This is a genomic window from Streptomyces mutomycini (assembly GCF_001700505.1).
Taxonomy (GTDB): Bacteria; Actinomycetota; Actinomycetes; order Streptomycetales; family Streptomycetaceae; genus Streptomyces; species Streptomyces mutomycini.
Genome location: NZ_MAPV01000028.1, coordinates 1 through 19,637, shown reverse-complemented (window position 1 = coordinate 19,637; position 19,637 = coordinate 1). Strand labels below are relative to the sequence as shown.

At 71.2% G+C, this 19,637-nt stretch carries 6 protein-coding genes; all 6 read right to left on the bottom strand.

The genetic code is table 11. The features are described 5' to 3' along the window. Nucleotides 1–31: 31 nt before the first annotated feature. Nucleotides 32–1,135 carry an SIS domain-containing protein gene (locus BFF76_RS04130; RefSeq protein ID WP_079122302.1) on the bottom strand — a complete coding sequence of 368 codons (1,104 nt, stop codon included), beginning with the start codon at nucleotides 1,133–1,135 and terminating at the stop codon, nucleotides 32–34. Between the two features lie 56 nt (nucleotides 1,136–1,191). Further along, complete coding sequence (locus BFF76_RS04125) at nucleotides 1,192–1,932, bottom strand: SDR family NAD(P)-dependent oxidoreductase (protein WP_199831556.1); 741 nt, start codon at nucleotides 1,930–1,932, stop codon at nucleotides 1,192–1,194. Nucleotides 1,933–2,194: 262 nt separating this feature from the next. Then, nucleotides 2,195–3,874 (bottom strand): cytochrome P450, encoded by a 1,680-nt coding sequence (locus BFF76_RS04120; RefSeq protein ID WP_078850636.1) that lies wholly within the window; start codon nucleotides 3,872–3,874, stop codon nucleotides 2,195–2,197. Further along, nucleotides 3,874–12,885 carry a non-ribosomal peptide synthetase gene (locus BFF76_RS04115; protein WP_065847210.1) on the bottom strand — a complete coding sequence of 3,004 codons (9,012 nt, stop codon included), beginning with the start codon at nucleotides 12,883–12,885 and terminating at the stop codon, nucleotides 3,874–3,876. Before BFF76_RS04115 ends, BFF76_RS04120 begins: the two co-directional genes overlap by 1 nt. A 15-nt stretch (nucleotides 12,886–12,900) precedes the next feature. Further along, nucleotides 12,901–19,080, bottom strand: coding sequence for an SDR family NAD(P)-dependent oxidoreductase (locus BFF76_RS04110; protein ID WP_338058030.1), 6,180 nt, complete (start codon nucleotides 19,078–19,080; stop codon nucleotides 12,901–12,903). A gap of 55 nt (nucleotides 19,081–19,135) precedes the next feature. Next, nucleotides 19,136–19,612, bottom strand: a 477-nt coding sequence (locus BFF76_RS33485; RefSeq protein WP_244167209.1) for a hotdog family protein, incomplete at its 3' end; no start/stop codon positions are given. Nucleotides 19,613–19,637: the final 25 nt, after the last annotated feature.

The following is a 19,637-nucleotide window of genomic DNA, read 5'->3' as shown; positions in this document are numbered from 1 at the left end:
GGAGGAGACGGTGCTCCGGGCCCGTGACTGACTAGCGGGCAGCCACTTCCGCGAGGATGGTGTCGCCGTGGTACCAGGGGTTTCCGGCGGCCTCGGATATGAGGTTGCGGGACTGCGTCTCGTGTGCCCGGCCGAGAGCCAGCGTGAGGTGCTGGACGAACTCCAGGGCGGTGAAGTACTTCCGCATGAAGGTGGGTTCGGTCATGGGGATCTCGATCACCTCGATGTTCCGGTTCTCCGGGCAGTCGCTCGTGAGCAGACCCATCAGGTTCTTCCGCTTCCCCTGCGTGTACTCGTCGTCGTCCGCGTCGGTGAAGACCAGCACACTGTGCTTGCGCGTCGGGTCCGACAGGGTCGCCACCTCGCTGTGGCAGAACTCGTGGAAGTAGTTGCGGGTGGCAGGCACCATGGCGATCTCGTTGAGGTGCATCTTGGCCAGCTTGAGCAGGCTCTCGTGCCACACCGGGGAGGCGATCATGATGATGTTGGCGTCCTGGCTCCGCTGGGCCGCCGTGCGCGCCAGCTCACGGTGGGCTTCGGTGAAGTCGTGGGCCAGGTGGTCCGGGAGCGCCCGCACCTCGTCGCCGAAGTCCTGCGCGACCAGGCCCAGCCGGTGGAAGACGTCCAGCAGGATGGCGAAGTACTGCCCCACGTGGAACAGGGGGTACTCGCGGTCGGGCTCGCTCAGTTCCCAGCGGAGGATCGACACGCCTGCCTGCCGGCCCAGCTCGGCCAGGCGCCCGCCGGAGGTGAGCAGGACCATCCGGTCGTGGGCGCGTGTGAGCGCGTGGAAGGCTCGCGCGGGCTCCATGGAGTGGCCGCTGTAGGAACTCAGGATGATCAGCGTCCCGTCGTCGTCGATGACGGACGACGGCAACAGGTAGGCGTGGTCGTAGTCGTTGAAGACGTGGAACTCCACCTCGGTGCCCGTCGAGATGAAGAAGGCGCGGACGACGTCGGAGACGATCGCCGAGCACCCCATGCCGGTGAAGACCACACGCTTGAACTGACCTGCGGCGATACGTGCGCGCAGGCTGTCGGAAAGCTCGTCCAGCGAGTATTCATCGGACTTCGTGAAGCCCTTCCGGTAATTCTCGGAGAGAAACTCCTCGTACCGGTCCATTCGAGTACGCATGTGCACAGCCTCTTCTCAGAAAGTTGGGGAATGCCTTCTCGCACACACCACCGTGATCACCACATGAACTGCCCGCCGTCCACGATCAACTTCTGACCGGTGACGTACGAAGATTTCTCCCCGATGAGGAATTCGAGCGCGTCGGCCATCATGTCGACATTCCCGATGCGGCGCTGGGGGATCTCATCGAGCAACTTGTCGCGCCAACTCGGTTCGTCCGTCCGGAATCGCGTACGCATCTCCTCGGTGTCAATCATTCCGGGTATGAGCGAGTTGACGCGAATGGTCGGAGCGAGCTCCATCGCGAGGCACTTCGTGAAGTGCAGGAGCCCCGCCTTGCTGGCGCAGTAGTTCAGCCCGTCGAGCCGCGGACGGATCCCCGTGGTGGCCGCGACGTTCACCACCGACCCACCGCCCGCCTCGAGCATCTTCGGCGCGAGCACCCGCGTGAGGTAGAACGGCGCGGACAGGTTGGCCGCGATCACCTGGTCCCAGTCCTCGAACGACATGTCGAGGAAGGGACCGTCGATGTTCCGCCCGGCGTTGTTGACCAGCACCCTCGGCGCCCCGTACTCCGCGAGCATCTCTTCCGCCACGGTGACCACCGCCTCGGGGTCCGCCAGGTCGGCCTGCAGGGCCCGGAAGGAGTCGCCGAACTCGCGCTCGGCCGCGGCGGCGGACTCCTTGTCACCCCGATAGAGCGCCACGACCCGGTACCCCAACGACACCAGGCGCCCACTCAGCCCGAGGCCGATGCCTTTGGTGCCGCCGGTCACGACCGCGAATTCCTTGTGCACCCTCGTGTCTCCTGTACGCATCGACGGACTCGCCGGAAGAAGAAATTCATCTGATCCTGCAACGAGCCCAGGAAGAATCAGTTTGGGGATGTTGGCAGGGATAGGAAGACCGACCGGACATCAACTGACCGGCGGAGGCTGCCTGCAGCGAATGCGGCACCCATTTCGGAGACCTCGCTCAGCCTAGCTCCATTGCATTCGCTCCAGCAAGGCCGATTTCCGGGCGGCACACCACACGGGAAAATGGGAGCCGCCCGTGCGGTCAGGTTCGCGGCGTCAGCCTGCAGCGGACCTTACCGGTGGGTCGCAGGGTGATTCCGGTGTTCAGCGGAATGTCGGTGTCGACGGCGGTGAACGAGTAGTTCTGGAGCAGCACGCTCAGCGTGAGGGTGGCGTTCAGCATCGCCAGGTGCTGGCCGATGCAGGCCCTCGGGCCACCGCCGAACGGGAACCACGCGTAGCGGGGGCGCGCGGCCTCGCGCTCCGGCAGGAACCTGTCCGGGTCGAACGTGCCGGGGTCCTCCCAGATGTCGGCGCGGCGCTGGACGACGCCGGAACTGACCACCACATCGGCGCCGGCCGGAATGGTGTACGAGCCGACCTGCACGTCCTCGGTGGTGATGCGGCCCTGGGCCGGCGCGGCGGGGTGGAGACGGAGCGTTTCCTTGAGCACCTGTGTCAGGTAGGGAAGCTTCTCCAGATCCTCGGCGACGGGCTCACGACCGCTCAGCACGCGGTCGACCTCCTGGTGCGCACGCGCCTGTACCTCGGGGTGACACGCGAGGAGGTGCAGGGTGAGGCCCAGCGTGGTGGCGGTGGACTCGTGGCCGGTGACGAGGAAGACGAGGACCTGGTTCCGGGTCTCCTCCGCACTGATCGGGTTGCCGTCGTCGTCGTGCGCCCGCGCCAGCAGGCTGAGCATGTCGTTCCGGCCGGCCGGGGCGGTCGAGTCCTCCGCGCGGCGGGTGGAGATGATCTCGTCACACACCTCGTACAGCTCACGGTGTGCCTTGGCGGCGCGCAGATTACCCGGGGTGGGCACCTTCCGGGAGATGTTCACCGGAGCGAAGGCCCGCTTGACGGCATAGGCGTTGATCAGCGGGAAGTTGCGCTGAACCGTGGGAACCATCGCGTCCACGTCGCTCTTCCGGCCGAAGAGGATGCGGGAGATCGTCCGCAGCGTGTGCCCGGTCATCTCCTCCGCCACGTCGACGGTCGCATCCGGTGCGGTCCGCCACCGTTCGACGAGGCTGCCGGTCTCCTGGGTGATCTCCGAGCCGTACTCGTTCACCTGACGGGGCGTGAACAAGGACTGGAGCATACGGCGCTGGCGCAGGTACTCGTCCCCCATGCTGGTGAGCAGTCCGTTGCCGAACGACTGGCGCAGCTCCCCGAGGAACCGGTTCTCCTTGCTGAAGGTCTGCGCCGAGGACGCCAGCACCTGCTGAGCGCCGTCCGCCGAGAACACACCGTAGAACTCCGCCCGCATTCCCGGCGGGCCCACCGTGAACCGGACCACGTCGCCGTGGTCGTTCACTGCCTTGAGATAGGTCCCCAGCGTGTCCTTCTGGAGGTCCATCAGCGATCCGAAAAGCGGGTGTCCCGCCATGGTGGGGGGCTTCGAAACCGTCGGAGTGCTCGCGGTCATGGTGCTGTCTCTCCTTCTGTTGCTTCCCTGCCGGGCCGCGTCCTGCAGGCCTGAGGCGTCGGGTGATGCGGGTGCCGGCCGTGCCGGCCGGTGCTCGACCGGGCATGCGCTCGTCGGTGGCGGATCCGTCCAGGCCGCTGCGATGAACTCCAGGCAGTCCGGCCGCTTCGCGGGTCCGAAGGCCACGGTCCAGCCGGCGGGGACGTCGACGGCCGACGGCCACAGCGAGTGCTGCCGCCGGTCGTCGACGAGGGCGAGGTAGTCGGTGTCCGGTCTGTCGAAGGGGTTGGTCATCAGGGCGTCCTCGGTGAGTCCGGCGTCGCCTCCGCGGCAGCGCGCAGGTGGGCCACGTCCGATTGCGGGGACGCCACGATCTCGGCGAGCAACCGCTCGTAGGCGCGGGCCATGCGCCCGGCGGTCCGTGGGGAGAACAGGTCGGCGCTGTACTCCAGGTAGCCCCGCAGCCCCGACGCGGTCTCCTCCGCGACGAGGTTGAGGTCGTACCTGGTGGTGGTCGTCGCGGAACGGATGGGCAGCACCTCGAGGTCCGTCTCGTCGGCGCCCGCCCCGCCGGGGGCGGCGGGAAGCAGGTTGAACATCACCTGGAACAGCGGGGAGCAGCCCGGCTCCGGGGTGGGCACCAGGGATCGGACGAGGTCGGGGAAGGGCAGGTCCTTGTGTTCGTGCGCCTCGGTGGTGACGCGCCTGGTCCGCGCCAGAACGTCGGGGAAGGGAAGACCGGCGGGCACGTCGAGACGGAGCGTCAGCAGATTGACGAAGTAGCCGACCACACGCTCCAGTTCACTCCGTGGACGGTTCGACACCGCGGTGCCGACGGCCAGTTCGCTGCCGTCCACGTGACCGCCCAGCAGCACGGCGAAGGCCGACAGCAGGGTCATGTAGAGCGTGGCCCCCTGCTCCTGGCTCAACCGGCGGAGTTGTTCCAGCAGTTCGGCGGAGATCTGCAGATCCACCGACGAGCCCTGGTACGTCTTGACCGGGCATCTCTCGTAGTCGGTACGCAGCGGCAGACAGGCCGGCAGCCCGGCCAGTTGCCGCCTCCAGTAGTTCTCCTGGCGGGAGAGTTCCGAGGCGTCGGTCGTGTGCGCCTGCCAGCGTGCGAACCCGGCGTACGACAGTGGCAGTTCGGGCAGTTCCGGCGTCTTCCCCCGGACGAGCGCACGGTACAGCTCGAGCAGCTCGGCCAGCACGACGTTCACGGACCAGCCGTCGAAGACGCCCCATGGCCGGGTCAGCAGCCCGATGTGCAGGTCGTCGGACACGGTGAGCAGGTGTGCGCGGATCGCGTACGGGTCCTCCGGCGCAAAGGGGCGCAGCCGTTCGGCACGCAGCCAGTCCGTGACCGCCTCCGCGTCGACGACCGCCGGCCGTACCGCGAAGCCGTCGGCGGGATGGACGGTCTGGGTCACGGTGCCGTCCTGCCGGGCATAGCTCGTACGCAGGATCTCGTGCCGTTCCACCAGCGCCTCCACGGCGCGAGCGTAGGCCTCGCGATCCAGGGAGCCGTTCATCCGGAAGGCCAGTTGGACGTTGTCGTGCGCCGTTCCCAGGTGTGCGGGCCGGTCGAGGAACCACAGGTCGCGTTGCTGGAGCGTGATGGGTGCCGGTCCCCGGTCTCCGGCCCCTGCCCGGTCGGCCTGTTCCGACGGTGCGCCTTCCTGCTCCGCCGGCTGCTCCAGGACGGCGGACATCTCTTCGATGCTGGCCCCGCTGAAGATCAGCTGGAGTGGCAGCTCGGCGCCGGTCTCCTTCCTGATCCGCAGGGTGAGGCGGGTAGCGAGCAAGGAGTGCCCGCCGAGATCGAAGAAGTTGTCCTGGATTCCGACCTGGGTGAGACCGAGGACATCCGCGACGATCCGGCACAGCACCTGCTGTGCCCCGGTCCGCGGGGCGACGTACCGCTCCTTGGTCACGTCGGCCTCGTCCGGGTCCGGCAGTTCCCGCTTGTCGACCTTGCCGTTCCGCGTGACCGGCAGCTCGTCGAGGATCACGAACACGCCGGGCACCATGTAGTGCGGCAGCTGCGCTGAGAGGTGCTCCTTGAGGGCGCGGGCCAGCGACTGCCCTCTCTCGCCGAGTTGCGGATGATTGGTCACGGCGGGTGCCCGGTAGGGCTCACGTGCCCGTACGCGGGGCAGTTCACGCCGGCCGAGCACCAGGTCGAGGCCGTCGAGCCGGTCCTGCGACCAGGTGGCCGCCACATGGAAGCCCAGCTCCTCGGCGTACCGGAGAACGGCTTCGAGCTCCGCGGCCTCGTCCGCGGTCCGTGATCGGGGCGCGAGCGGCTCGGCCGCTCGGGGATGCGGCCTTCGCCCGAGCTCCGCGCCGAGGCGCACGGCGTCGGCGACGCGGGGGTTGGTCAAGCCGCTCACCCCGAACCGGTCGGGGACCTCGCCGTCCAGGAGGGCGCGCAGCTCCGCCGGAGAGGCGGCGTCCAGCCACGTCAGGGAGGCGGCCGGTGCGGCGTCCTTCCGCAGGATCACGTCGTAGCGGTAGGCGAGTGCCTCGCGGTCCGACTCGCGCCCGACGACTACATCGACCGCCCCCAGCCCCGTGAAACGCTCAGGCAGCCGCGCGAAGTACGTCGGGCTGACGAGCAGTTCCCGCTCCTCGCGCCGGCTGCGCCGCACCTGACCGGCCAGCTCGTCGACGGTGGTGCCGGACCCGGCTCGATCCCACTCGTCCGCGCAGAGCTGGGCGGTGAACAGATCCAGGTTCCGGACATCGCCGACGAGGATGCTGCCGCCGTCCGCCAGGAGCGGGACCAGGAGGGTGAGTACCTTCTCCAGGTACTCCTCGTTCGGGAAGTGCCGCACCACCGAGTTGAGCACGATCGTGTCGAACTCCGCGCCGGGCAGCTCCGCCACGGACAGCGCGTCTCCCTGGATCAGGGTGACGTGCGACCATCCTCGGCGTGCCACATCGCGGCGTGCCGCTTCGAGAGCCGTGGCCGACGGGTCGAGCGCGTGCACCGAAGCGCAGTCCGCGGCGTAGCGCAGGAGCAGTTCTCCCCTGCCGCAGCCGATCTCAAGCACCCGCTTGGGGCGTATGCGCTCGAGTTGCCGGGCCGCGGCGTCGACGGGTTCCCGGCCGGCGGATCCGGGGCGGGAGGCGGACCGGTCGTCGGAGTGCTGCCGCCGGCGTTCGAGGTGGGCGGCGTCCTCCTCCTGGTCAGCGCTGTGCAGCCACTGGGTGGTCGGGCTCACGTAGGCGGCGAGCGTGCGGGCGGCGCCGCTCCCCTGCGGTACGACCACGGCGCGGTGTACCGAAGGATGCTTGAGCAGCACGTTCGCGACTTCACCGGGTTCCACGCGGAAGCCGCGCACCTTGACCTGGTCGTCGACACGGCCGAGGTAGTCGAGCGTGCCCTCCGCACGCCATCTCACCAGGTCACCGGTGCGGTACATGCGTGTTTCGGAGTCGAACGGACTGGCCACGAACCGCTCGGCGGTCAGATCCGGCCGGTTCAGATAGCCACTGGCCATGCCGTCGCCGGAGGCGTACAGCTCACCCGGCACTCCGAGCGGTACCTGTCGCAGCGCCTCGTCCAGCACGTACACCCGGGTGTTCCACACCGGAGGACCGATGGGCACGGCCTTCGCTCCGGGCTCGGCCCGGTAGCGGCAGGCGGTGATGGGACCGCCCTCGGTGGGCCCGTACAGGTTGTGCAGTTCGGTGTCCGGCAGCACGCGTGCGAACCGCTCGGCGAGCTCGACCGGGAGCGCCTCGCCCGCGGTCTCGACACGGCGCAGGCCGGTGCACAGTTCCGCGGTCGGTTCCGACAGGAACTCGGCCAGCATGGACGGGACGAAGTGGAGGTCGGTGACGCGCTCCTCGCGGATCAGCCGTGCGAGGTACTCCGGATCCTTCTGCCCGTCGGGGCGGGCGATCACCACGGCCGCGCCGACCTGGAGCGGCCAGAACAGCTCGGGCACCGAGACGTCGAAGCCCACCGACGTCTTCAGCAGCATCCGGTCGTCGCCGCTCATGCCGTAGTGGCTCTGCTTCCACGCGGTCCAGTTCAGGCCCGCACGATGCGGGATCACCACGCCCTTCGGCCTGCCCGTGGAACCCGAGGTGTAGAGCACGTACGCGGCGTCGTCCCTGCCCACCTCGACGCGGGGGTTGTCGTCCCGGCCGCCGGTGATGTCCGGCAGCTCCTGAAGGACGAGCAGCGGCACGCTGTCGGCGAGCACCTGCTCCACGCGCTCGTCCGGGAGGTCGGTCTCCAGGGGGAGGTACGCCGCTCCGGTCTTCACCACGGCGTTGACGGCGACCACCAGGTCGAACGAGCGCGGCATCCGGATCGCGACCCGCTGCCCGGGCCCGGCACCCCGCTCGATCAGCCAGTGTGCGAGCCGGTTGGCACGGGCGTTCAGTTCCGCGTACGAGAGGGTGCGGCCCTCGTGGACCAGCGCGGTACGGTCCGGGGTACGTGCGACCTGCGCCTCGAACGCGGCGGGCAGCGTCTCGTGCGGGAGGGGCGTCGCGGTGTCGTTCCACTCGGTCAGGCGCTGCCGGTCGCCCGCCGGCAGGACGTTGACGTCCAGTGCGGCGGTACCGGCCCCGTCGTCCGTCGCGAGGGCGTCGAGAAGGCCCGCCAGCGCGGTTTCGAGACAGTCGGCCACCGCCTCGCAGGGGACCGTCTCCTCGACCTGGATGTCCAGCGACAGTTCGGTGCCGAAGTCGTCGAGCGACACCGTCACGGGGTAGTTGATGGCGTCCACGGCCGCGAGGAAGCGCACCCCGTAGTCGTCGATGCGCGGCAGCGACTCGTCGTGTTCCGCCTCGAAGTGACGGAAGTTGACCACAGCGCTGAACAGCGGGGCGTCGCCGTCCAGACCGCTGCACCGCTGGACCAGGCTCAGGGGGCTCTGCTCCCGTGCGATCAGCTCGCGCAGGCCGGTGTCGACGTCCGCGATCAGCTCACGCACGGTGCGGTCGGCGAGCCGGGTGCGCAGGGGAAGCGTGTTGATGAAGTTGCCGAGCATGCGCTCCACTCCGGCCACACCCTGCAGGCGCCCGGACATCACGGCGCCGAACACCACGTCGTCGCGCCCGCTGGTGGCGGCGACGAAGCAGGCCCACGCCGCGTGGAAGAGACAGGCCGGGCTCACCTGCAGACGCCGGGCCTGGGCGCGCAGGTCGCGTGCGAGGGGCTCGGGCAGCGTGCGACGCAGCCGGCCGACCCGCCGGCCGTTGCCGTGCACGTCGATGAGGCCGAACGGCGCCGTGGGTTCCGTGACGTCCTCGAGGGCTGCCCGGAAGTAGGCCGTCGTGTCGTCCGCGGGGTGCCTGGCCAGGGTGTGGGAGACGAAGTCGCGGTAGGGCGCCGGGGCGGGCAGCAGGTCGGCGCGTCCCGCCATGTGCACGGCCAGCTCCTGCAGGATCAGGCGCAGGGAGGTGGCGTCCTCGATGAGGTGGTGGGCGGTCAGGAGCAGGTGGCGCCGCTGCGAGTGCGGCTCCTCGGCGACGACCAGGCGCAGCAGCGGCGCGCTGTCGAGGTGCATGCGCTCCTGGCGTGCGAGCAGTTCCCTCGCCTGCTCCTCGGGGTCCCGGCCGGCGGTGAGCCTGGTCCGTTCCACGGGGAGCAGCGCGGTCCGGTGCACGACCTGGACCGGTTCGGGCAGGCCGGCGGTGAGAACGGCGGTGCGCAGCACGTCGTGGCGGTCGACGATCCGCTGCAGCGCGTCGATGAACCGGGCGCACGCCTGCTCGTCGTCGGCCCGGTAGAGGGTGGAGACGAGATACGGGTCGTTGTCCGGGTCCATCAGGTGGTGGAAGAGGATGCCCTCCTGCGTGGGCAGCAGGGGGTAGACGTCCTGGATGCCGGCGGCCCCGCCGGGCACGGCGGCCACGACGGTGTCGATCTGCTCCTGTGTCAGGTCGATCAGCGGAAGCAGGCCGGGGGTGAGGCGCTCGCAGCCCTCCGGGATCAGGTTGGCCGGGACGGTGTGCGCGGGCGCCGCCCCGGTCGCGTCGATGCGCGTCGCCAGATCGGCCAGCGTGGGCGCGGTGAAGACGTCCTGGACGGTGACGTGCAGACCGCTGTCCTGCAGCCGCGCCACCAGCACCGTGATCATCAGGGAGTGGCCGCCGAGAGCGAAGAAGTTGTCCTCGGTGCTGATCCGGTCGGCGTCGAAGCCGAGGAGGCCGGCGCAGATGTCGGCCAGGTGCCGTTCGGTGTCGGTGACGGGTGCGACGAAGGTGCGCTGGGCGAAGGCGTCGATGCCGGGGGCGGGCAGGGCCCGTCGGTCGAGTTTGCCGTGAGCGGTCACCGGCAGGGCCGCGAGTTCGACGTACGCGCTCGGCACCATGTACTCGGGCAGGGAGCCTTCGAGGTGCCGGATCAGGTCGTCGCGGTCGTCGGAGAGGTTCCGTCCGGGTTCGGATACCACGTAGGCGACCAGGCGGGGGCTGCCGGGCTGGTCCTCACGGACCAGGACGGCCGAGGAGCGAACGCAGGGGTGCTCCGCGAGCCGGTGCTCGATCTCGCCCGGCTCGATACGGAAACCGCGCACCTTGACCTGGTCGTCGGCACGTCCGAGGAACTCCAGCTCGCCTTCGGGCAGTCGGCGCACCAGGTCGCCGGTGCGGTACATGCGGGCGTCGGGGGAGGCGTCGAACGGGTTGGGCACGAACCGCTCGCGGGTCAGCTCGGGCTGGTGCAGGTAGCCGCGGGCCAGCCCCGCGCCGGCGATGAACAGCTCGCCGACGCAGCCGATGCCCTGCGGCGCGTGAGCCTCGTCGAGCACGTGCAGCTGGATGTTCTGGATCGGCCGGCCGATGGGGACGCTGCGAAGCGTCTCATCGGCGGGGACGGTCCAGTGGCTGACGTCGACGGCTGCCTCGGTGGGCCCGTAGAGGTTGTGCAGCGGCGCGGTGTGCAGTTCGTAGTGGCGCGCGCACAGGTCCGGGGGCAGCGCCTCGCCGCTGCAGAACACCTGCCGTACGGTCGTGCACCGCGCCCAGCCCGGCCCCTCGACGATGCTGCGCAGCATGGACGGCACGAAGTGCAGGGTGGTTACGCCGAACGCGCGGACCGCGGAGGTCAGGTACGCCGGGTCGCGGTGGCCGCCGGGCGCGGCGATCGCGAGACGGGCGCCGGAGAGCAGCGGCCAGAAGAACTCCCAGACGGACACGTCGAAGCTGTAGGGGGTCTTCTGCAGGACGACGTCGTCCTCGGTGAGCGGGTACTCGTTCTGCATCCACTCGATGCGGTTCACCGCGGCCCGGTGCTCGATCATCACGCCCTTGGGGCGGCCCGTGGAACCGGAGGTGTGGATCACGTACGCCAGGTGCCCTGCGTGTACGCCGGGTACGGCCGTGGGGACGTCCGCGTCCAGGGCCTCCAGTGCGTCCGTGCCGGACCGGTCGCGCAGGGTGCCGTCCGGATGCAGGACGAGCAGGTGCTCGACGCCGTGCAGCGGTTCGGCGTCCAGGTGCGGCTGGGTGAGGACCACGGCGACCCCGGAGTGGTCGACGAGGTCGGCGCGGCGGGACGCCGGGTAGGACGGCTCGATCGGCATGTAGGCGCCGCCGGCCTTCAGGGCGCCCAGGATGCCCGCGACCATCTCGGCGGAGCGCTCGGCGTGCAGACCGACCAGCGTGTCCGGCCCGGCGCCGTGCCGGCGCAGTCCGCGGGCGATCCGGTCGGCCCAGGCGTCCAGTTCGGCGTACGTCCACGAGCGGTCGGTGGTGACCAGGGCGGTGCGCTCGGGGTGGCGGGCCACCCGCTCCTCGAACAGTTCGTGCAGGCACCGGTCGTCGCTGAAGGGCCGCTCGGTGTCGTTGAACACCTCGACCACCTGGCGACGCTCCTCGCCGTCGATCATGGCGAGCCGGGACACGGGCAGCGCCGGGTCGTCGGCGACGGCGGCGAGCAGCCGGGTGTAGTGACCGATGAAGCGCCGGATGGTCTCGCGGTCGTACAGGTCGGGGTTGTACTCGACGGTGCCGACCAGGCCGTCGGGGGTTTCCCGCAGGTCGAGCGTCAGGTCGAACTTGGTGAAGCTGAGATCGAAGTCGACCGGGGAGACCTCGAGACCGCCGAGGGTGACGTCCCGTCGGGTCTGCGCCTCCTGGAGGACGAACATCGTCTGGAAGACGGGCGAATGGGCGAGGCTGCGCTCGGTGTCCAGGGCCTCCACGACGGCCTCGAAGGGGACTTCCTGATGGTCGTAGGCCTCGAGTGCGGTCTTCTTCACCTGGGCCAGCAGATCGCGGAAGTCCGGGTCGCCGGCGAGATCTGCGCGCATCACCAGGGTGTTGGCGAAGAAGCCGACGAGGTCCTCGACCTCGCGTCGACCGCGGTTGGCGACGACCGTGCCGACGGCGATGTCCGTCTGGCGGGTGCAGCGGTTGAGGACGACGGTGTAGGCGGCCAGCAGGGTCATGTAGAGCGTGGCTTCATGGACCTTGGCGACGTCGCGCAGGGGGCTCAGCAGTTCCGCCGGGCAGGTGAAGTTCTCACGGGCGCCCGTGTAGGTCTTCACGCGCGGGCGTTCCCGGTCGGCGGGCAGCGTCAGCCGTGGGTCGACCCCGGCCAGCTGACGCTTCCAGTAGGCCGTCTGCCGGTCCTGCAGGTCGCCGGCGAGCCGCTCACGCTGCCAGTGCGCGTAGTCCGCGTACTGCACGGGCAGCGGCTCGAGCGGATCGGGGCGGCCCGCGCGGAACGCCTCGTACAGGGCGACCAGATCGCGGAAGAAGACGCCGACCGACCAGCCGTCGGACACGCTGTGGTGCGTGGTGACGAGCAGGTGGTGCTCCTGATCCGACTGCCGCAGCAGTCTGACCCGGATCAGCGGCCCGCGCTCCAGGTCGAACGGGGCCGCGGCCTCGTCGTGACAGATCGCGGCGAGCCGCGCCGGGTCGGTCAGTTCCTCCTCGGCGACCGTGAAGTCGCCCCCGTCACCGATGACCTGGCGCGGTACGCCGCTGTCGTCGGCGAACCGGGTGCGCAGCACCTCGTGCCGCCGGACGATCGCCGCCAGGGCGCGCAGCAGGGCGGGGCGGTCGAGGCGGCCGCGCAGGCGCATCGCCATCGGGATGTTGTAGGCGGCGCTGGTGCCGTCCAGCTGGGCGAGGAACCAGAGCCGCTGCTGGGTGAAGGACAGCGGCACGGGCGTGCCGTCGGTCCGGGGCAGCCTGGGGATGGTCTCGAGCGCTGAGAGGTCGACGCCCTGCTTGCGCAGCAGCGCGATCAGAGCGCGCTGCCGCTTCCTGGGCAGGGAGCGGATCTTCCGGATGAGTTCAAGGCCGGTGTCCTGACTGGTGGTGCCCATCGTCGTCCCCCTGCCTCAGCTCTCGGTGTCCAGTGCGTCCAGTTCCTCGTCGCTCATGTGCTCGACGAGGGTGATGCCTTCGAGGATCAGATCCAGCTCGGCCGTGCTCGTGTCCCCGGCCACGAGGAGCCGTTCCCGCAGTTCCCGGGCCATGTCGGAAAGGCGCGGTGCGGCGAAGACCGCTTCGACCGGCAGCTCGACCCCCGCCCGCTCCTTGAACAGGTTGATCAACCGGGTGGCCAGCAGCGAGTTGCCGCCGACCGAGAAGAAGTCGGTCCGTGGGGTCAGCGTGGCCGCGTCGACCTGAAGGACGTCGGCCCATGCCTGTCCCACGGTCTGCTCGGCGTCGGTGACGGTGCCGACGGGCGGTACGGGTTCCTGTGCCCTCGTCTCCGGTGCGGCCGCCTGCGGGTCACGTCCGACCCAGTGGCTGCCCGCCCGGAACGCCGTGGCCGGCAGGGGCGCCATCCGGCGCCGCCCGGTGTGCAGCGCGTTCCAGGGCACCCGGACACCGCACACCCACAGAGCGGCGAGTTCCTCCAGGGCCCGGTCCTCGGCGAGCCCGGCGAGGAAGTCCTCGCCCCGGGCGCCGGACAGGGCAGAGGCCCAGGGCCCGGGATCGTCGTCGGTGCTGCCCCGGTAGACGGGTACGGTCGTGGGGGTGCCCGCCACGTGTCCGGCGAGCGCCTGTGCCAGTTCGGCACGGTCGGCTGCCACAACGGCGAGCCGCTCGGTCAGCGGCTCGCGGCCCAGCTGCGTGGTGTACGCGATGTCCGCGAGGCTCACGGTGGAGCCGGTGCCGTCCTCGTCGGGCAGGTCCGCCAAGTGGTCGTGCAGACGCAGTACCGCCGCGGACAGGCGTTCCTCGCTCCGGGCGGAGACCACGACGATCTGCGGTGCGGTGTCCGGGGTCGCGGTCCGGTCCTCGGCGGCGGCCGGCGGTTCCTCCACGACCATGCTGACGTGGCTGCCGCCCGCCGCCACGCAGTTGATGAGGGCACGGCGGGGCCGGGGCGCGCCGGTGGTGTCCGTTCCGCCGTGCGGCTCCCAGTCGGTCAGCCGGTCGCACAGTTCGAGCGGCGAACCCTCCAGGTCCAGGCGGGGGTTGGCGGTGCCGACATCGACGAGCGGTGCGATCCGGCCGTGCTGCAGCTGCAGGACGACCTTGGTGAGCTGGGCGATGCCGGAGGCCGCCTCGGGATGCCCGAGGTTCGACTTCACGGCGCCGACCCGCACCGGGGCGGTGGCACCGGCGAACACCTCACGCAGGGCGCTCAGTTCGACCTCGTCGGAGAACGCGGTGCCGTTGGCGGCGGACTCGACGTAGCCGATGGAGCCGGGTTCGGCACCGGCCCGCTCCAGCGCCCTGCGCATGGCCGCGACCTGGGTGCGGTGGCTGGGCGTCATGAAGCCGTTGGAGCGGCCGCCGTGCAGCGAGGACGTGCTCTTGAGGACCGCGAGGACGGTGTCGCCGTCGCGCAGCGCCGCGTCCAGCGGCTTGAGCAGTACGGCGCCGACCGCCTCGGCGGGCAGGTAGCCGTCACCGTCGCGGAAGCTGCGCGCGCCCGGATGGGTGCCGAGCAGTTGCATCTCCGAGAGCGCGACGTACTTGTCCTCGTGCACGGTCAGGTTGACCCCTCCCGCGACGGCCAGCTCGCACTCGCCGCGCAGCAGGTCGGCGCAGGCGAGGTGGACGGCCATCGCCGAGGAGGTGCACATGCTGTCCACCGCGAGGCTCGGTCCTTCGAGGCCGAAGAAGTGGGAGACACGGTTGGCGATGAGGTTGTAGGAGGCCGCCGAGGTGAGCGCCGCGAGCACCGGTTCCGAGGCGTCCGCCCGGTACATCTGGTACGCGGCCCCGACGTACACGCCGACGCGTCGGTCGTAGCGGCGCTCGATCACCTCCTGGGTGATACCGCCCTGTTCGAGCAGGTGCCACACGGTCTCGAGGAACATCCGCTGCTGCGGGTCCATCGCGGCGGCCTCGCGGGGCGAGATGCCGAAGTGCAGCGGGTCGAAGCGGTCGATGCCGTCGAGGAAGGCGCCGTATCGGGCGCTTCCTTCGGTCTTCCACCGGTCGGCGGGGACCTCGGTGACGCAGTCCCGGCCCTCGCGCAGCGCGGCCCAGAAGGCGTCCAGGTCATCGGCGTGCGGGTAGCGTCCGCCGATCCCGATGACGGCGATGTCCTGGCCCGCCGGGAGCGGGACCGGGGCGGGAGCGGTGGTGTCCGCCCGGGCCGTGCCCGGTGCGGTGGTCCGCGGCTGAGGGGCCTCGGGCGCCGTCTCACCGACGAGTGCGCGCAACGCCTGCGCGTTCTCGTCCGCGAGGTACTGGGCCAGCCCGCGCACCGTCCGCACCTCGAAGAGCAACGTGCGCGACAGTGGCCCGAAGGTGTCCTCCAGCGGCTCGACCATGGTCACGGCGAGCACCGAGTCCATGCCGTACCGCTCCAGCGGGGTGTCGGGGTCGAGGCGCTCGGGCCCGAGCTTGAGGGCTGAGGCCAGCACGCGCCTGAGGTGGGCCACGGCACGGTCCACGACGGACCGTACGGATCCGCCGCCCGCGGCTGTGGCGGGCGCGAGGGCTTCCGGCGCGGAGGCCGCCGCTGTCCGCGGCGACGCGGTCGGCGATGCCGGCTCCCCGGCGCGCTCGGTCAGCAGGGTCAGCAGCGTCTCGCGGTCGCCCGCCACCACGAGCAGCCTGCCCTCCGTGACACCGCCTGCGGCGCCGTCCAGGGCCTGGTGCAGGGCGGCCAGACCACGTTCCGTGTCGAGGGGGGCGAGGCCCAGCGTGCCCAGCTGCTCACGGACGGGGCCCTCGGCGCCCATGCCGCCCTCGTCCCACAGCGGCCAGTTGACGGACACGGTGCGGCCGTTGCGCCGCCCTGCGCTCACGAGTCGGTCGCGATGTCCGGCGTAGGCGTCCATGAAGGCGTTGGCGGCGGCGTAGTCGCTCTGGCCGGGATTGCCGAAGGCACCGGCCAGGGACGAGAAGCAGAGGAACAACTCCAGTGGCTGCTCCTGGGTCAGCTCATCGAGGTTGACCAGACCGGAGACCTTGGGAGCGAGGACCCGGTCGAGCTCCTCGGAGCTCTTGCGGACCACGAAGTTGTCCTCGATGATCCCGGCGGCGTGCAGCACGCCGGTCAGCGGGCCGTGGTCCGCGGTCACCCGGGCCAACAGGGCGCCGAGCGCGTCCCGGTCGGCCACGTCGACGGTCTCGTACCGGACGGTCAGGCCCGCGCTGCGCAGGGCGTCCAGCGTGGCGCGCCGCTCGTCGGTCAGCGGGGAGCGCCCGGTGAGGACCACCGCGGCGTGCGCGACCGAGGCGGCGATGTCCCGCGCGACGTGCAGGCCGAGTCCGCCCATGCCGCCGGTGATCAGGTAGACGCCGTCCTCCCGCCAGGGCGCGGCGGCGGGCCGGGCGCCGGTGACCTCGGTGAGGCGGCGGACCTGGCGGCGGCCGTCGTGGTGGTGGCGTACCTCGGGCTCCGGGGCGGCGGTGGCCTCGGCCGCGAGGCGGGCCGCGAGGGTGGCGGGCGGGGCGCCGTCCAGGGACTCCAGGTACTGGGTGTGCAGCTTGGGGTTCTCCAGGTGGACGGTGCGCAGCAGCGCGCCCAGGCCCGTGAAACAGGCCGGCAGGTCGCTGTCGCCGACGGCGGCCACCTGGAGCAGGGTGGGCCGGCGCACGCCCCGCTCCAGCAGCCGCCGGGCCAGCGTGAACACCTGCCGCACGGCGTCGGTGTACTGCAGGTCCAACGGGCCGTCGGTGAGGTCGAGGACGGTGCACTCGGTCCCGGCGGGCAGGGCGGCCCGCAGGGTGTCGCCGTCTCTGTCGGCGGTGAGGCCGAGGACCATGACGTGCCGTTCCGGGAAGTCGCCCGCGGCTCCGGCCGTGACCTGCTGCTCGGTCCACTCGGGTCGCAGGAGCACCACGTCGGTGCCGCCGGCGGCCGGGGAGCCGGTGGGTGGCGCGGGCCGGTGTGGTGCGCCGTCGGTGTCGAGGTCGTACCAGCAGCGTTCGCGGGCGAAGGGGTAACCGGGCAGGCTGATCCGGCGTACGGGGGTGTCGGCCGGCCAGGTGTCCTCCCAGCGCACCTCGGCGCCGTTGGTCCACCGGGCGAGGAGGTCCTCGTACGAACCCTGCCGTGTCCAGGCGTTCAGGGCGGCGTGTGTTGCCGTGGTGTCGGCGGGACGGTCCGGGCGGACGGTCCCCCGGTGCCAGGGGCCGGTCGGGGCGGGGTCGGTGGCGAAGGAGGCGAGCCGCTCGCGGGCCTCGGCGAGGCTGCCGGCGGCGAAGGCGAGGCGCTCCTCGAGAGCCATGCGTCCGGTCTGCAGGGTCCAGGCGATCGCGGACAGGTCGGCGTCGGACGCCTCGCCGAGCCGGGCGTGCAGACGGCGGGCCTGTTCAACGAGCTGGGCCTCGCTCTTCGCGGAGAGCACCAGCAACGCGGGGCGGCCGTCGGCCAGGGCTTCGGCCGGGCGGGCCGGCGGCTGGTACTCGGCGACGACGACGTGGGCGTTGGAGCCGCCGCCGCCGAAACTGGACACCCCGGCGGTGCGCGGCAGCGTGCGCCCCTCCAGCACGGGGCGCCGCCACGGCTCCAGGGTCCGCTGGACGCTCAGCGGGGTGCGCTCGAAGTCGATGTGCGGGTTGAGGGTCGCGGAGTGCAGGCTCGGCACGAGTTCGCCGTGGCGCATCTGGAGCAGCACCTTGGTGAGGGCGGCGATACCGGCGGCGGACTCCAGGTGCCCGATGTTGGACTTCACGGAGCCGATCGCGAGCCGCTCGGGCGCGCCGCCCGCGAGGCCGAAGGCCTTCTCCAGACCGCTGACTTCGATCGGGTCACCCAGGGAGGTACCGGTGCCGTGGGCCTCCAGATAGCTCAGGGCGCGCGGGTCGACGCCGGCCGCGGTGAGCGCCTCGGCGATGACCTTGCCCTGGGCGACCGGGGTGGGCACCGAGTACCCGGAAGTGCGTCCGCCGTGGTTGACCGCGGTGCCTTTGATCACCGCGTGGATCTGGTCGCCGTCCGCGATGGCGCGCTCCAGCGGTTTGAGGAGGACGGCGCCGACGCCCTCGCCGGGCACGTAGCCGTCGCCGCCCTCGCCGAAACTCCGGCAACGGCCGTCGCTGGAGAGGAACTTGCGCTGCCCGAGCACGAGGTGCTTGTTGGGGTGCGGGGTGAGGTTGACGCCGCCCGCCAGCGCGGTGTCGCACTGACCGCTGCGGATGGCCTCGCAGGCCAGGTGGAGGGCGGTCAGGGAGGAGGAGCACATGGTGTCCACGGCCATGCTCGGGCCGTGGAAGTCGTAGAAGTACGACACCCGGTTGGCGACCGTGGACGCGCTGCCCCACAGGGCGTCGGGTCTGCCGCGCTCCTGCGCCTGGGCGCCCAGGAGCTGGTACTCCTGGTACATCACACCGACGAACACGCCGACCTTCGCGCCGCGCGAGAGCCGGTCGGGTGTGTATCCGGCGTCCTCCAGGGTGTGGTGGGCGCACTGCAGGAACAGCCGCTCCTGCGGGTCCAGGTAGTCGGCCTCAAGCAGCGATATGTGGAAGAACAGCGGATCGAACCGGTCGATGTCGTCCAGAAATCCGCCCCAGCCGCCGGCGCCGGCCTCGGCGTACCGGCCGTGGTCCCAGCGGCCGGCGGGAACCTCGCGCACGCAGTCGCGACCCGCACGCAGGTTCTGCCAGAACTCCTCGAGGGTGTCCGCCTCGGGGTAGCGGCCGCTCAGGCCGATGACCGCGATGTCGCCGGAGCGCACGGCTTCCGGTTCGGCCGGTGTCTCGACGGTGGGCAGCGGGCGGCTGGACAGACCGGTCAGCTCCGCGCACACGCGGCCCTGTTCGTCCACGACGGTGACATCCAGCCGGGCCGAGGCCCGGTCGGTGCCGCTGCCGGGCTGATGGCGGATCCACGCGTACGCACGGGCGGGCGAGGCGGCGAGGGCCTCGGCGCGGGTGAGGGCGAACGGCAGGGCGAGCGTCGCCGAGCCGCCGTCGCCCAGCCACAGGCCGATGGTGCTCTGAAGGGCTCCGTCGAGGATGCTCGGGTGCAGCAGGCCGCCGGGCAGCGGTTCGGCCGCCTCCGGCAGGCGCAGCTCGGCCAGGACCTGGCGACGGCCCTCCGCGTCCCTGCCGGTGCGCAGCTCGGTCAGGGGCCGCTGCGAGGGGCCGTACTCCAGGCCCAGGCTGCCGTAGAGGCCGTAGACGTGCTCACCGGTGTACGTCGACCCGGNNGAGGGGCAGGGTGCGCCGGGTGGCGTCCTCGGCGAGGCTCGCCCGGCCCTGGCCGCACAGGGTGGTGACACCGTCGGCGCCGACGGCGAGGATCTCGTACGCGCAGCCCTCCCCGCCGGCACGCACACGCACGCGCAGCGTCAGCCCGTCGGGGCCGTACACGGCCGCCCGGAGCCACACCACGTCGGTCAGCCGGACCGCGGCGGCGTCCTCCCGGCCCAGTGCCCGGGCGACCGCCACGCGTGCCATCTCCAGGTGCGCGACCCCCGGCAGCACCAGGCCGCCACGGACCTGATGATCACGCAGATAGGGTTCCGAGCCGTCGAAGCGGGTCTCGTACGTCGTCTCGCCCGCCGGGCCGCCGGGCACGGTCCGCTGGAGCAGCGGATGGGTCCGCGGGGCGGAGGTGCTCGGTGAGTCCCCCAGGGCAACGGGCGTGTTCCGGACGCCGTGGGCGCCGACGAGGTGGGACGCCATGGCCTGCAGCGTGCGGTGCTCGCCG